Raw genomic sequence first — 14,425 nt, 5'->3', positions numbered from 1 at the left:
GTTTTGTAAGTAATAAGGGCGTTTTTTAAAAAATCTCTCTTAAAAAATTTATCATCAAAATAAAGAGTAAAAAGCAAGCTTTTTTAAAAAATAAAAAACTCTGTTTTTAATTAAAAATTGATTTTAAAAGTATTTGATAAACATTAATTTTATTTTTCTGCAAGCATTCAAGTTAAAATGCTGTTAAATGATTTATATCAAGCGCTTTTTACCATTTAAAATAAAAACGCTTAAAAGCGTTTTTATTTTTAGCTATCCATACACAATAGAGCTAAATAAAAATTTTAGCTAGACTTGCTTAAGCATGTTTATAATTTAATTTAAAAAATGCCTTTGGCATTTTTTATGTTATATAACACCCAAAAAAGAGCCTTTTAAAAAACTACTTTTTATGAGCGAAAGTGTGTGGGTTGCCCTTTTCACCTGCATAACTAATTTTACCATTTACAATATCATACGCTTGACCAAAGCCTTTAACATAGCGCCCTGTTTCAAAATCTAATGCTATGAGATGGAAATCTTGCATGGTGCGAATAGTTTTAATCCCGCCAGCTCCTCCGGTCTTAGCGATAAAAGCGTCAAAGGCTTTATCAAATTCTGCCCCTCTTTCAATAAAGCGCACTTTAGTTTTGTAGCGCAAACGCTTTCTTAAAATGGCTGATTTGGCTTTGCTCTCATCTTCTAAAAACATCACTTCTACATTATTAGGATTATGCTTTAAGCTTTCAAAATGCTCTGCAACCTCACTCACATAGATATAATATTGCTCGCCATCGCTCATCAAGCTTGCATAAGAGCATACTACATGACCATTTGGGTGGAGTGTAGCTAAACAAATAGAATCAAAGCTGTTTTTAAAATCTTTGATTTCTTGCTCTATAGCCTCAAAATCATAGGTTTTTGGCACGCTTTGGCAAAGCTCAATAATAGCGTCTTTGTATTCTCTAGGGTCTTTGATTTCTTTAGTAAATTCAATGCGCAAATTTTTATCATCATTGTAGCTAATAACAATGCCTTGGGAATCCACACTTGAAAACTTAACATTGTTGGCATGCTCTACTTGACCAAACTTTTTTAATAAACCTTTCATATCCTCCACATGGTGGGCGTTCATATGCTCTATAATGCGTGTTAGCATAGTGAATATTCTCCTTGATTATTAATAATAAGGGGAATATTATAATAAAAGAGTTAATTAAAGCTTAATTTGAGAATTTAGTCTTAGCCTCAATGCCTAAAAGTTTGAAAGCGTTGGTTAAACTTAAGCTTACAACAAGACAAATTTTTAAAAGTTCTTTTTCTTTAGGGGTATCTAAAATTTTATACGCATTATAAAAACTATGAAACTCTTGGGCTAGAGTCTTTAAGTATTCGCACATTTTTTGCAAGCCGTATTCTTCAAAACAAGATTCCACAATTTTAGAAAAGCTTAATGCGCTAAAAAGTAGGTATTTTTCTTCTGTATTAAGATTGTTTAAGGGGGTTTTTAAAATCTCTTCTTTAGAAAAATGAGATTTTTCTAGCATGGTGTGAATGCGAGTGTTGGCATAATGGATATAATAGACAGGGTTTGAGCTATCTTGAGCTTTGAGAGTATTAACATCAAATTCTAAATGCGTGTCTAGTCGCTTGGATAAAAAGATAAATCGTAGAGTGTCTTTGCCAATATCTTCTATGACATCTTTAACTAGGATAAAGTTACCCGCTCTTTTACTCATTTTATAAGGTTCGCCATTTTGCAATAAGCGAACCATTTGAGCGAGCAATACTTCTAGTTTGTTAGCCTCATAGCCTAGAAAGGAAAGACTAGCTTTCACTCTTGCTATATAGCCATGGTGGTCAGCCCCCCAAATATTGATGTATTTAGTGTAATCTTGCTTGAATTTCTTATCATGATAGACAATATCGCCAGCTAGATAGGTGTAACTCTTATCTTCTTTAATTAATACTCTATCGCTTTCATCGCCATATTGAGAAGATTTAAGCCAAGTTTTAGAATCTTGCTCATAGAGAGCGTTAGCTTTTATAAGGCGTTCAAAAACTTCGTCTTTATCCTTAAAGGTTTCTTTTTCACTCACAAAGGAATCAAAGCTAATGCCTAAATCATCTAAATTGCTCTTAATCTCTAAAAGCATTAAATCTTTAGCATAATCGCTTAAAACTTCAATAATAGTCTCTTCCTCTTGCTCAAAAAGGCTTGGCTCTAAATCGTTTTGAGCGCTTTTAGCAACCTCTATAATGTATTCGCCTTTGTAAAAAACTTCAGGGTAAGTTACTTGGCGTTTTAAAATATGCTCTTGATAAGCAAGCCATACAGACACCCCTAATAAGCGAATTTGTGCGCCCATATCATTCACATAATATTCAGTTAGGACTTCATGCCCTAAAAAGCGTGCGATTCTTGCTAGACTATCGCCAAATACTGCCCCTCTTGCATGCCCAATATGCAAAGGTCCTGTAGGATTAGCGCTTACATATTCTAAAAAGATTTTTTGCGCTCTAGGGTTGTTTATCTTAGAGCCAAAATTTTCTTTTAATTCTAAAGCTTTGTTAGCAAAATTTGCAATAAAATCTATAGAAAGCGTGAAATTAATGTATCCCTTGCAAGCAATAACGCTATCAAAAAAGCCCTCGCATTTTTTATGCTCACTAATTTGTTTAGCTAATTCTTCAGCAATGGCTAAAGGGGGCTTTCTTAAAGCTTTTGCTAGACTAAAAGCCACCGGGGTTGCATAATGCCCATGCTCTCTATTTTTGGGGTATTCAATAACAACTTCTGTTTCTAAAATTTCTTCTAAAACGCTCTTAATAAGAGTATGCATGCTTAACTTTCTTGCTTTTGAGTAGCATTGATGTTTTGAGTAGCGCTTGCTTTTTCATCAAGGCTCTTTTGAGTAGCATTAGAAGAATTTAAATCTTCCTCATCATCTTTTACAGCCTTTTTGAAATTCTTAATCCCACTGCCTAAGCCTTTAGCAAGTTCAGGAATTTTCTTAGCTCCAAATAACAAAATAATCACTAATAAGACGATGACCCAATGCCATATACTTGTAAATCCGCCCATATTAAAAATCTCCTTTGATATATTCTTTTAATTTAAAGTCTTATTATAGCCTTTTTAAGGGTAACTAATAAGCTTTAATTTTTAATGTGCTTTCCATTCTTGGCATACCTTTTCAAAATTAAACGCTTTTTGGCGGTATGCTAAGGTTTTTGCAATGCTTAAAATCGCCTCTTTGGACTTTTCTAAATTTTCATTGATGATAAGATAATCAAAACTTTTAAGGCATTGCATTTCATTATAAGCATGCACTAAGCGTTTTTGAATAATCTCTTTTGAGTCTGTGCCTCTTGAAATTAAGCGTTGTTTTAAGGTCTCTTGGTCTTTGGTATTGATAAAGACTGAACAAGCGTTAGGGTAGTGCTTTTTAATATCTCTATGCCCTTGCACATCAATATCAAAAATAACGATTTTACCCTCTTTAAGAGCTTGTTCTACGGGGGCTTTAGAAGTGCCATAGTAATTATTATGCACAATTGCCCATTCTAAAAATTGTCCTTGCTCTATGCCAAGCTTAAACTCTTCTTCGCTTACAAAATAATAGTGTAAATTTTCTATTTCGCCCTCTCGCTTTTGGCGTGTTGTGGTGGAGATAGAAAAATACATGTGTGGGATATTTTCTTGTAAATGTTTTGTAAGGGTGCTTTTCCCAGAGCCACTAGGCCCTGAGAGAATCAGCAAATTGGTGTGATTATTCATGCAGATTATTTATCCTCTAAAGCAATTTTAATACTTAATGTCTTGCCTTTTAAAAGGCTTTCTAAAGACTCATTATTTAAATTTTTAAATAAGTCTTGCAAGTTTTGCTTGATGTGTAATTCAAGTGCCTCTGAAGAATCAATATTGGGGGTTTCTAGGGGCATTTCTTCTGTATTTGGGATTTCATTTGAATCTTGTTGTGGCTCTAAACTTTCTATTGATTCTGCCTCATTAGCCTTTAATTCTTCGCCCAAAGCTTTAGCCATAAGAGGTTCAGGAATATCTTCAATATGCTCGTAGTTTTGAGTGGTATTTTCTTCTGTAGCCGGTGTTTCTTCTTCTACTTCATCTGCTTGTTGTGGCTTGATAATCTCTTCTTGTAGCTCTTTTGTTTCTTCTAGCGCAGACTCTTTTTCTGTTTCTTCTGCTACTTCTTGTAGCTCTTCTTTTACCACTTTTTCTTCTGCTACCTCTTCTGTTTGTTGTGGTTCAATATTTTCTTCTTGAATTTCTTCAGTCAACTCTTCTGTTTGTGGGTCTTCTTCTATTTCTTGGGTTTCATCTGCTACTTCTTGTGGCTCTTCTATCGGCGTGTCTTCTGTAGCCACTTCTTCTGTTTGTGGTTCTTCTTCTACTTCATCTGTTTGTGGGTCTTCTTCTATTTCTTGGGTTTCATCTACCACTTCATCTGCTACTTCTTGTGGCTCTTCTATCGGCGTGTCTTCTGTAGCCACTTCTTCTGTTTGTGGTTCTTCTTCTACTTCATCTGTTTGTTGTGGCTTGGCAATTTCTTCTTGTGGTTCTTCCTCTATTGTAGGCTCTTTTTCTGTTTCTTCTATTTGTAGCTCTTTTGTTTCCTCCACCACTTCTTGTGGGTCTTTCGCTATTTCTTGGGTTTCTTCTGCCACTTCTTGCATTTCTTCTGCTTGCATTTCAGCACTTTGTTCTTTTGGCTCTTCTGTAGGTGGTGATTCTTGAATCTCTTGCACAAGTTGTTTCATTTCAGCTAGTTCTTCTAAAGTGGGGGCTTTTTCACCCAAAGAAACCGACTCATCAACGCTTTCTTCTTGGGTTTGTTCTGCTGTTTCTTCTGTTTGTAGTTCTTCCTCTATTGTAGGCTCTTTTGTTGGCGTGTCTTCTGTAGCTACTTCTTCTGTTTGTTGTGGCTCGGCAACCTCTTCTTGCGGTTCTTTTTCTGTTTCTTCTGTTTGTGGCTCTTCTTTAGGTTCTTTAGCCACTTCTTGCATTTCTTCTTCTGCTTGCATTTCAGCACTTTGTTCTTGGGTCTCTTCTGCTTGCGTTTCAACTTGTTCTAATTGCTCTAATGTTTCATCTGCATTTGGAGTAGGGAGTAGTTGTTCTTCTTTGCTCTCTTCTTCTTGTTCAATAGGTTTTAAATTGCCTAAATCTTTTAATTCGTCCCAATTAGTGTCTAAATCTTTGGGAATTTCTTCAAATACCTCATCATCTAATTCTTGAGAGGAATTGGAATTTTTGGCTTGTTCATCTGGGTTAGAAGAGAGCTTTTTTTGGATTAACTTTAGAATCTCAGTAGGCAAAAAAGGCTTTTTAACCCCAATATCAAACCCTTCTAAAAAGGCTTGTTGGTTTTCATTATTGCGTTTGTGCATACACACACTTAAAACATTTTGAGAGATAGTTTCTCTTAAGTCTGTCCAATCAACTTGGTCTAGCTTTTCTAAAGATTCATCATCGGCAAAAAAGAGCCATTCATGACTTTCTTTAAGGAGGGCTAACACTTCAGCACTATTTTCTATATACTCTATAGGTAGCTCCAATTTCTTAGAAACGCTTTCAAACAGCTTTTTAATCATGGTATTTTGGTTGAATAAAAGAATTTTCATGATTATTTAGACTCCTTTTAATTTAAGAAACATCGCATCAAGTTTATGATTATGCTTGTTTTAAATCTTTTATTATAATCAAAAATCTATTTTGTTTGTTTAATATTTCAATCATTACAAGCATTTATGCAAGTTAATCAAGGAGGTTTTTGATGAAAAATAGATTGAAAAAAGCTGTAGCAATCAGTATGGTTTTAGGCTGTTTAGGGTTTGCAAACGCTAAAAATAGCGTGTTCTTTTTACCTTATGAGCAAAGAGAGGCATTAAACGCACTTATTTCTGGTATCAATGGCGCTAAAAATAATATTAAGATTTCTATTTATAGCTTTACGCATAAAGATATTGCCAAGGTGATTAAAAGCGTGGCAAGTAGGGGGGTAAAAGTGCAAATCATTTATGATTATGAAAGCAATCATAATAGTAGGAATTCTACAAGTGGCTATTTAGCAAAGTATCCTAATATCAAAGCATGTTTATTAAGGGGGCGTATGGCTCAAAGAGGTAATAACTACTATGGAATTATGCATCAAAAAATGGCTATCATAGATGATAAAGTGGTGTTTTTAGGTTCGGCTAATTGGAGCAAAAATGCCTTTGAAAACAATTATGAAGTGTTGTTAAAAACTGATGATTCTAATGTGGCATTAAAAGCTAGAAGTTATTTTAGAAAAATGCTAGAAAAATGCGTGGGGTTTTAAAACCCCTTAATTTTAAAAGTTAAAAGTGGTAGTTATAGCCTACATAAAAGGCAAAAACCCTACGCATTTGAACCTTAATCTCATCACTAATATAGTATTTATTGTTGATAGTGGGGAATTTAAAACCGATTTCAAATTCATGCTCATCTACAAATAAGGCTTTCACACCAAAATTAAAGAGAAATTGAAAACTTGTATCACTTACTCCTTGATTGGTAATACCTAAGAGTTCTTGCCCCTTATTGCCAATATACCAACTATTACCTGCAATAGCAATGCCCCCAAAAGCCCCAATCTCTACACTAATATCATCTTGATAAAAGCTCCCTTGGAAGAAGTTCCACACTGCATCAAGGCCCACACCATAAGTAATCATGTTGTTTCCACCATAATACCCTTTAGGATATTTCATGCCATAGCCCTCCCAATCTAAGAAAGCAAAATAGCGCAAGCCTAAAATACGGTCAGCATTAAAAAAATGATTATAACCTATAATTAGTCCAATACCATTTGAGCCCATATTAGTAAGTTTCTTTGTGCCATTAATGTTGGTCATAAGATTAATAGAGCCGGTTTGGTAATTCACTCCCATATACATGTTCTTTGTCCAAGAGGGCGAAGGTGTTATTTCATCTGCATATAGAGTGCTTAATAGCAAGCCTATACTTGCAAGCGTTTTGATTAGGCGTGGTGTTTTCAATCGTTTATCTCCCTAAATAACAATCAAGCATTTTATTTTATTTAGTTAATTCTACAATAACTTAACTAAAAAACAAGACGCTTATAGCTAATAATTAGAGTATACTAAAAGCTAATTTTGCTTTAAATTAGGGTGTGATGATGAATAAGGTATTGCTAGGTTTAGGATTTAGCGTTTTATTAATGGCTAATGAGCCGGGGATTAATTTTAACCCTCCTGATTATGTAGAAGAGACTCCAGCAAAAGAATTTATCCCTGAACTTAATAAATTAGGGAGTTTGTTTGGACAAGGTGAGCGCCCCTTATTTGCTGATAGAAGGGCTATGAAACCCAATGATTTAATCACGGTGATTATTTCAGAAAAATCAAGCGCATCTTATTCTAGCTCTAAAGATTATAAAAGTGCCTCTGGAGGTAATTCCACGCCTCCAAGATTGACTTATAACGGACAAAATGAGAGAAAGAAAAAAGAGGCTGAATTTTTAGATGATAAGAATAATTACAACTTCACTAAATCTAGCAACAATACCAATTTTAAAGGGGGAGGTTCGCAAAAAAAGAGCGAAGATTTGAATGTGGTATTGAGTGCACGCATTATTAAGGTGTTAGAAAATGGAAATTATTTCATTTATGGGAATAAAGAAGTGCTTGTAGATGGAGAAAAGCAGATTTTAAAAGTGAGTGGGGTGATTAGACCTTATGATATTGAACGCAACAACACTATCCAATCTAAATTCCTTGCTGATGCTAAAATTGAATACACTAATTTAGGGAATTTAAGTAATTCCAATAAAAAGAAATTTGCTGCAGATGCAATGGAAACTCAAATGCCTTATTAAAATTAGGGGGATTGAATGCGAGTTGTAGCATTTGTTCTAGCTAGAAGTGGTAGTAAGCGCATTAAGCAAAAAAATATTTATACATTTTTTAATAAGCCTATGTTAGCTTATCCTATTGAGATAGCTCTTCAAAGCGCCTTATTTGAAAATGTGTATATTTCCACAGATAGTTTAGAGTTTGCTTTAATAGCTCAAAGTTATGGAGCGAGCTTTTTAAAATTACGCCCTAAATCTTTAGCTAATGACACTGCTACAACTTTAGAAGTTTTAGCCTATCACACACAAGAATTGAATTTAAAAGATGATGATATTGTATGTTGCTTGTATGGCACTTCTATCTTATTGCAAGTTAATCATTTAAAGCAAGCTTTTGAAATGCTTATGCAAGATAATAGCAAGAACTATGTGTTTGCTTGTACACCCTTTAGCACTTCGCCTTTTCGCTCTTTTAGCTTAGAATTGAAAATGCCTTTTAAAAAATATCTTAACACTCGCTCTCAAGATTTGCCTAAGCTCTATTATGATGCTGGATTATTTTATATGGGGCGAGCCTATGCTTTTAAAAAGCAATACCCTATTTTTGATAAGCAATCTGGTGTTTTAGTGTTATCGCCCTTAGAAGTCCAAGATATTGATACTTTAGAAGATTTAGAACTAGCTAAACTTAAATACGAACGATTATTAAAAGCATGCAAGTAAAAATCTTTTGTGATGCTTTCAAAGAAAGTGGTTTAGGACATTTGAGGCGTTGTGAAAAGCTATTGGTGTATTTAAAAAAAATAGGCATAAAATCAAGTATTCATACATACAAACAACAAAAAGATTGCCTTTCTTTTTTAAACAATATTGGCTCTACAGATTTTATTATTACAGATAGTTATCAATTAGTTTCAAAAGATTTTTATACTTTTAGAAAAAAGGCTAAGGCTTTAATGGTTATAGAAGATAGCGAGCATAAAGAGGGCTTTTATCCTAAACATACAAGCATTATCAATGGCACTTTAGGTGCAAAGAATTATTATAAAAATTTAAGCCAAGATTATTTTTATTATTTGGGGGCAGAGTTTTTACCTATATCTTTTGATTTTTGTTATAAACGCTCTATTGTTTCACAAGTTGAGCATGTATTGATTACTTTAGGAGGGAGCAAGCAAGATATACTCAAAGATATTGTAGAAATTTTAGAAAATAAAAATGTTATTTTGCATGTAATTAGCCAAGATATTATAAAAGAAGTTAAAAATATCCATTACTACAACCATTTAAGCCTTTTAGAATTTAGCCATTTAATGAAATCTTGTGATGTGGCTATTAGTGCGGGAGGCATGACACTTTATGAGCTTGTGCTTAGCCAAACGCCTAGCTTAATTTTACCCATAGCCACTAACCAACTAGCCCAAAGCCTAGAGTTTGAAAAATTAGGGGCTTTTAAAATAACAAGTTTAGAGACCTTAGAAAGAGATTTTGAAAATTTAATCCCTTTAAAAGAGCGTAAAAGACAAGTTGATATTTTTAAAACTCTAAATTTTGGAGAGCATTTAGAGCGAGCATTAAAGGAGTTTTTAGAGCGTTGAATAAAAATATGTATTATCAAAATATCCAAATAATCAATTTCACTCAAATGAGTGATATAGAAAAATTGCTTGTTTTGGAATTTCGCAATCACGAGCAAACTTCTCTATGGATGTATAGTTCTTGCATTTCTTTAAAAACACATCTTGATTTTATTGAACAGCTTAAAAAGTCTTCTAACCAACGCTATTTTTTATTCAAGCAAGATGACATTTATTTGGGCGTAGGCTCTCTTACTCGCTTAAACCTTACGCATAAACATGGATATTTAGGGATATATAAAAACCCTTTTTTAAAAAACAAAGGGAGTGAAATCTTAAAAGCTTTAGAGTTTATAGCTTTTGAAGAATTAGGGCTTTTTACTTTGCATTTAGAAGTTATGCAAAGTAATCAAAAAGCCATTGCTTTTTATGAGCGTCATTTTTACCAGCTAGAGGGGTGCTTGAAAGAGTATATTTTTAGAAATGGGGCTTTTATAGATGTGTTGTTGTATTATAAGAATAAGAGCGTATATAATTCTCAATAGACTCTAAGATATAAGGACAAATTTCTAATTTTAAATTTAAAATACTTAAGGGCAAAACACAATCATTGAGCTTAACCAAGTCTTTAGTGGTAACTAATAATGAAGTGGCGTTATGTTTATGAAATTCCTTTTCTAAAAGCTTGAGATTGAAATTCGCATGGTCTTTAAAATACAATTTTCCTACAATATTAGAGGGTAAAAATTCATCTAGTCTGCTAGGATTAGCAATCGCTGTTACTAAAAGCATGCGTTTAGTAGGGTTTGTGATATTGGTTTTTCTTAAATAGTCCTTGCCCTCTGTTACAATTAAATGCGCCTCTTTATAGCTAGAAAAACTTTCTCTATAAAGCCCACTAGGAAAGCAAAAAGGATAGTAGGGGGGATTTTTTGGCTTTAAAAGCACATTGAATTGATTGAAATTAAATCTAAAGCCATCATCTAAGAACACACAACTAGCCCCCATATCTATAGCCTTTTTAATCCCTAAGTCTCGTTTTTCACTCACAATCACGCTTGCATTTTTTAAACTTAATGCAATAAGATAAGCCTCATCTCCAGCAATATACTCTGGGACTAAAAATTTTCCTTGATAGCTTACAACAATTAAGCCTTTAGAATGGCGCTTATAACCTCTAGAGACAATCATCACATTAGAATATTGCTTGGCTACTTCTAAAATAAAGGGCGTTTTCCCACTCCCTCCAGCAATAATATTACCTATGCTAACAATGGGGACATTAAAATGGTGTTTTTTAGAAAATTTACGCTTCAAAGTAGCGATAGTTTGATAGATAAATGAAAAGGGCAAAAGTGCAAAAATAAGAGCTTTTTGTGCTAAATTTGGCGTATAAAAATAACGCTCTAAAAAAGAATGCTTTTTCATACTATTTTTTAGGGTTTAAACCTAGGTGCGATAGTGGGTAATTCTAATTTAAAGGCATTTTTTTGGATGCGTTTAACTATACTTTCTACAAGAGTTTTATCATATCCTAAGGCTATGAGTTCATTAGAATTGATAGGTTTTTTAGAATTTTCAATTTCTTTTAATAAAGGGTCAATCACACTATAAGGATAACCTAAGTCTAATTCATCGCTTTGTCCTACAAATAAATCCGCACTTGGAGGTTTAGAAATAATATGTTTTGGGATATTGAGTGTTTTAGCTAAAGCCTGAATCTCTGTTTTAAAAAGTTCGCCAATAGGATTAATCGCACATGCAAAATCCCCATGCAAAGTGCCATAGCCAAGCATTCTTTCAGATTTATTGCTTGTGCCAATCACTAAGGCATTATGCTCTAAAGAATAATCGTATAAAAAAGCCATGCGCAAACGAGAGCAGAAATTCCCTTTTCTTGTAGAGTTGGCATTTTTAAAAGTATTAGAAAAAGTCTCATCATAAGGGGCGATAGAATATTCTGTATAAATAATGTTAAAAAGCTCGCATAATTCTAAGGCATCTTGCTTGCTACTAGGCATAGAAACTAAAGAGGGCATTAAGAGTGCATGAGCATTATGCTTAAAAACTTTTTGGCATAGCACGCCTACTACAGCGCTATCTAAGCCTCCGCTTAACCCATAAACGATTTTTTTAAAACCACGAGAGCCTACTTCTGTGGCTAAAAAATCGCATAAATACTCAATTAAATCTTGGTAATACTTTTGCATGCTTTGAATTATAATAGAAAATAATCATAATTTAAGTTAAAAGTTATTTTTTTTTGCTATAATTTCTCTCTACTTTAATTGAGTGCTCGTAGCTCAGCTGAATAGAGCAACAGGTTGCGGTCCTGTAGGTCGGGGGTTTGAATCCCTCCGAGCACACCATTTAACTCACTCATCTTATTTAAGTTTTTTATTAAAATTTAAGGTTTTTAAAGCAAATAAAGCGTGCTGTGTTTCTCAATTTTTATCTTAATTAAGACCTTATTTAGTTTTCTAAAAAACTGAGATAAATTAAATAAAGCTAAAAATAATGCAATATAAGCTCATAGCAACCCCAGATGCTGGAATTTTTTAACTAAATCTTTTTCTATAAAATGGCTTTTATGCGCTTTTAAAAAACATTCATTTTTGCAATTAGGTGGCATAAAATCATCATTATCCCTATAGAAAAAGATAAAATAATTTTTCTTTAAGTAGTAAGCTAAATGGATTAAAAACGAATCCCCCCCAATATACAAATCACTTTCTAAAATAAGATTTTTAACTTCTTCTAAACTTGTTTTGGTGTAGTAATGAGTTACTTCATCTTTTAAAAAAAGATAGCGTTCTTCAAAATCTAAAAGCGTGATAGAAAAGGGCTTTAAAAGTTTTAAAACAATTTGCAAATGCCCTAAAGAAATATTTCTATAATTTTCTCTAGTAAAGGGGTTAATCAAAATCTTTTTGGGGTTTTCTAAGCTAATGGAATATTGAGTGCTGTCAAAAACATGGTTATAAATTTGTGAAAATAACTCTTGGCGGTTTTGATAAATATTCTTAATTTCTTGGGGGGGGGGGTAGAAATTTGAATGCTACCAATCTTAGTTAAAAGGGAGCTTCTAAAATCTTGTTTTTCTAAAATCAAATGCTTGATGTGGTGTTTTTTAATTGCTTTTAATAATGAATAAAAATCTCGCATAGCTAAAAACACACCTTGTTTTTTGATGTCATAAAAAGCTGGCACATTTTCAAAAATAGGCGTGATTTCAAAATGTTTTTCGCATTCCAAAAGCTTGGCAATTTTTAAGGTTAAATGCGTGCCTAAAATTTTAATAGGTTTTTGTTGTTTATTGGCTATTTCTTTTAAAAGACTAAGCGTAATGAGATTATCCCCTAGGGCTAGAAGACAAGCAAAATGCATGATTTTTCCTTATTGTTTGATTGCAAAATGTTTAGAATCTAATTTTTTGATTCCTAAGCATTTTAAATAAGTTTTTTCATCAAACGTATCGTTAATAAACTGCGTAAATAGGGGTAAGCATTCTAAATCTTTTCTTAAAATCTTATGCGTTCTAAAAAGTTTTTCAAAAATAAATTGCATTAAATCGCTGTTTAATAATTCTTTTAATGCGTAAGATTGAATAGGAAAATTTTCTTTTAAAACAAACATGTTTGCACTATTTAAAAAAAGGCGTTGCTTGGTATCACAAAAAAAGACAAGTTTTGAAGAAATGAATTTATACACGATTTTTTCTCTAGCCTTGTAAAGACTTAAGGGAGCGACTTGCTGGCATTTAGATAAATCAGTATTAATAAATTTACTAGGGGGTTTTAAGCTATCCTTTAAAATATCTGAACCACTAAAAATAGCAATGGTATTTTTTTCTTGCTTAGAATATAATTTTTCTTTATTGTTACCTGTAACAATCCCCAAAGCAAAATGAGCGTTATCTTTTAAAGTTATATGGGGAATGGAAAAAAGGTGGTCTAAAACTTCATTTTCTTTGCTAGAGCAATGGATATTAAAAATCTTTTTAGGGTTATTGAAAAAAGAATAAGGCGAGCGTTCAAATTCATTATTTTGATAAAAGCAAGAGATTTTTTCATCATTATTAGGGGCATTATTATGGGCTTTTTTAAGCACTAAACCCACAGCCCTAGTCATTAGGGTTTTAAAAGGTTTGTTAAAATCAATTAATTTTTTGATTTGAAAAGTGAGAGCGATTTCTCGCATTTCACTAAACACATCAATATTCAAACAACTTTCTGGCAATAATAGTCCTAAATGTGCATTTTCTTTCAAGCAATTTAAACCCGCCATAAAAAATAACGACGCACTATCTAGGCTTTGAGAGAGATTAAAACGCCGTTTAAAAATTTCTTTTTGGTTTTTAGGGTATTTCTTACCCCATGGTGGATTAGTGAAAATACAATCAAATTGTGGGGTATGTTCTAAATGTAAAAAATCTTTTTGCAAAATATTAGGGCAATCTAAATGATAACGCTCTTTAATGCGTTGTTTAGTCAAGGCGATAGCAAAGGCATCTGTATCATAGCCATAGATATTTTCAACCTTGAAACCTAGTTTTAAGGCATGCATAATAAAATTCCCACTCCCACAGCACGGGTCGCAAAATGTCGCCTTAGACACATCAAAACCTTCAGGAAGTGTAAAAAGTTGCTCCACTATTGTATTTGGGGTGTAGTAAATGCCTTCCAAATTTCTGGTTGCATTAGAAAGTTCTTCTTCATAATAAGAACCTAAATTTTCTAAAAGAGAGCCATTTTCTAATTTTTTGAGATATTTTAAAGTGAGTTCTTTATGATTGTGTGTATCTTTTAAGGATTTGTTAGCGTATTTGTTAAGCTTATTTTTTCCTAAATGATTATGACAAAAATCCAAAAAAGAGCTTGTTTTGACATAAATTTTATTATCAATTTCTATGGTCTCTAAGAGATTAGTTTTTATCCAATTATGCACGCTACTATGAGAGATATTGAGCGAGTGAGCGATGGTTTCAATAGAAGTAGCGTTTGAAAACAT

The 14,425-nt window shown here is 33.0% G+C and carries 13 protein-coding genes, 1 tRNA gene and 2 pseudogenes; 6 read left to right on the top strand and 10 right to left on the bottom strand.

Features of this window, described 5'->3' with window-relative positions:
• Positions 1-382: 382 nt before the first annotated feature.
• The 5 genes from HCW_RS06120 to HCW_RS06100 form a co-directional block, all read right to left on the bottom strand.
• Positions 383-1,138 (bottom strand): HugZ family heme oxygenase, encoded by a 756-nt coding sequence (locus HCW_RS06120; RefSeq protein ID WP_014661354.1) that lies wholly within the window; start codon positions 1,136-1,138, stop codon positions 383-385.
• A 64-nt stretch (positions 1,139-1,202) separates the two neighbouring features.
• Positions 1,203-2,822, bottom strand: a complete 1,620-nt coding sequence (gene argS, locus HCW_RS06115) for an arginine--tRNA ligase (protein WP_014661353.1) — start codon at positions 2,820-2,822, stop codon at positions 1,203-1,205.
• 2 nt (positions 2,823-2,824) lie between these two features.
• Positions 2,825-3,064 carry a twin-arginine translocase TatA/TatE family subunit gene (gene tatA, locus HCW_RS06110; protein ID WP_014661352.1) on the bottom strand — a complete coding sequence of 80 codons (240 nt, stop codon included), beginning with the start codon at positions 3,062-3,064 and terminating at the stop codon, positions 2,825-2,827.
• Positions 3,065-3,145: 81 nt separating this feature from the next.
• A complete protein-coding gene (gmk, locus tag HCW_RS06105; protein ID WP_014661351.1) occupies positions 3,146-3,760 on the bottom strand; it encodes a guanylate kinase in 615 nt (204 codons plus the stop codon).
• Positions 3,761-3,765: 5 nt separating this feature from the next.
• The gene (locus HCW_RS06100) at positions 3,766-5,625 is read right to left on the bottom strand and encodes a hypothetical protein (protein WP_014661350.1); all 1,860 of its coding nucleotides are present in this window, start codon (positions 5,623-5,625) and stop codon (positions 3,766-3,768) included.
• 152 nt (positions 5,626-5,777) lie between these two features.
• On the opposite strand from HCW_RS06100, the gene HCW_RS06095 reads away from it, so the two are divergent.
• Positions 5,778-6,323, top strand: a complete 546-nt coding sequence (locus HCW_RS06095; RefSeq protein WP_014661349.1) for a phospholipase D-like domain-containing protein — start codon at positions 5,778-5,780, stop codon at positions 6,321-6,323.
• A gap of 19 nt (positions 6,324-6,342) precedes the next feature.
• On the opposite strand, the gene HCW_RS06090 is transcribed toward HCW_RS06095, so the two are convergent.
• Positions 6,343-7,023 carry an outer membrane protein gene (locus HCW_RS06090; RefSeq protein WP_014661348.1) on the bottom strand — a complete coding sequence of 227 codons (681 nt, stop codon included), beginning with the start codon at positions 7,021-7,023 and terminating at the stop codon, positions 6,343-6,345.
• Positions 7,024-7,163: 140 nt separating this feature from the next.
• Between HCW_RS06090 and flgH the strand changes: the two genes are divergently transcribed.
• The 4 genes from flgH to pseH are packed head-to-tail and all read left to right on the top strand — an operon-like array spanning position 7,164 to position 9,960.
• Positions 7,164-7,862 carry a flagellar basal body L-ring protein FlgH gene (gene flgH, locus HCW_RS06085; RefSeq protein ID WP_014661347.1) on the top strand — a complete coding sequence of 233 codons (699 nt, stop codon included), beginning with the start codon at positions 7,164-7,166 and terminating at the stop codon, positions 7,860-7,862.
• A 15-nt stretch (positions 7,863-7,877) separates the two neighbouring features.
• The gene (gene pseF / locus HCW_RS06080; protein ID WP_014661346.1) at positions 7,878-8,561 is read left to right on the top strand and encodes a pseudaminic acid cytidylyltransferase; all 684 of its coding nucleotides are present in this window, start codon (positions 7,878-7,880) and stop codon (positions 8,559-8,561) included.
• Positions 8,552-9,436 (top strand): lipid-A-disaccharide synthase, encoded by an 885-nt coding sequence (locus HCW_RS06075; RefSeq protein WP_014661345.1) that lies wholly within the window; start codon positions 8,552-8,554, stop codon positions 9,434-9,436. The genes pseF and HCW_RS06075 overlap by 10 nt, the downstream gene beginning before the upstream one ends.
• A complete protein-coding gene (gene pseH, locus HCW_RS06070; RefSeq protein WP_043902656.1) occupies positions 9,433-9,960 on the top strand; it encodes a UDP-4-amino-4,6-dideoxy-N-acetyl-beta-L-altrosamine N-acetyltransferase in 528 nt (175 codons plus the stop codon). Before HCW_RS06075 ends, pseH begins: the two co-directional genes overlap by 4 nt.
• Here the strand turns inward: pseH and HCW_RS06065 are convergent.
• Together HCW_RS06065 and HCW_RS06060 are read right to left on the bottom strand one after the other, a co-directional pair.
• Positions 9,908-10,843 (bottom strand): tetraacyldisaccharide 4'-kinase, encoded by a 936-nt coding sequence (locus HCW_RS06065; protein ID WP_014661343.1) that lies wholly within the window; start codon positions 10,841-10,843, stop codon positions 9,908-9,910. The two genes, pseH and HCW_RS06065, sit on opposite strands and share 53 nt — an antisense overlap.
• An 8-nt stretch (positions 10,844-10,851) precedes the next feature.
• Complete coding sequence (locus HCW_RS06060) at positions 10,852-11,625, bottom strand: NAD+ synthase (RefSeq protein ID WP_014661342.1); 774 nt, start codon at positions 11,623-11,625, stop codon at positions 10,852-10,854.
• A gap of 82 nt (positions 11,626-11,707) precedes the next feature.
• Here HCW_RS06060 and HCW_RS06055 point away from each other — a divergent pair.
• Positions 11,708-11,784, top strand: a tRNA-Arg gene (locus HCW_RS06055).
• Between the two features lie 161 nt (positions 11,785-11,945).
• On the opposite strand, the pseudogene HCW_RS06050 reads toward HCW_RS06055, so the two are convergent.
• Positions 11,946-12,802, bottom strand: a pseudogene (locus tag HCW_RS06050) (glycosyltransferase family 9 protein).
• Positions 12,768-14,425 (bottom strand): annotated as a pseudogene (locus HCW_RS06045) (TaqI-like C-terminal specificity domain-containing protein). Before HCW_RS06045 ends, HCW_RS06050 begins: the two co-directional pseudogenes overlap by 35 nt.

This window comes from Helicobacter cetorum MIT 00-7128, assembly GCF_000259255.1.
GTDB classification, from domain to species: domain Bacteria; phylum Campylobacterota; class Campylobacteria; order Campylobacterales; family Helicobacteraceae; genus Helicobacter; species Helicobacter cetorum_B.
This window is presented reverse-complemented; position numbering and strand designations above follow the sequence as displayed.

Coding starts and splice junctions, on each gene's coding strand:
- HCW_RS06120 (WP_014661354.1), bottom strand. CDS start 1,138: ATGCTAACACGCATTATAGAGCATATGAACGCCCACCATGTGGAGGAT.
- HCW_RS06095 (WP_014661349.1), top strand. CDS start 5,778: ATGAAAAATAGATTGAAAAAAGCTGTAGCAATCAGTATGGTTTTAGGC.
- gmk (WP_014661351.1), bottom strand. CDS start 3,760: ATGAATAATCACACCAATTTGCTGATTCTCTCAGGGCCTAGTGGCTCT.
- HCW_RS06060 (WP_014661342.1), bottom strand. CDS start 11,625: ATGCAAAAGTATTACCAAGATTTAATTGAGTATTTATGCGATTTTTTA.
- HCW_RS06100 (WP_014661350.1), bottom strand. CDS start 5,625: ATGAAAATTCTTTTATTCAACCAAAATACCATGATTAAAAAGCTGTTT.
- HCW_RS06065 (WP_014661343.1), bottom strand. CDS start 10,843: ATGAAAAAGCATTCTTTTTTAGAGCGTTATTTTTATACGCCAAATTTA.
- argS (WP_014661353.1), bottom strand. CDS start 2,822: ATGCATACTCTTATTAAGAGCGTTTTAGAAGAAATTTTAGAAACAGAA.
- HCW_RS06075 (WP_014661345.1), top strand. CDS start 8,552: ATGCAAGTAAAAATCTTTTGTGATGCTTTCAAAGAAAGTGGTTTAGGA.
- flgH (WP_014661347.1), top strand. CDS start 7,164: ATGAATAAGGTATTGCTAGGTTTAGGATTTAGCGTTTTATTAATGGCT.
- pseF (WP_014661346.1), top strand. CDS start 7,878: ATGCGAGTTGTAGCATTTGTTCTAGCTAGAAGTGGTAGTAAGCGCATT.
- tatA (WP_014661352.1), bottom strand. CDS start 3,064: ATGGGCGGATTTACAAGTATATGGCATTGGGTCATCGTCTTATTAGTG.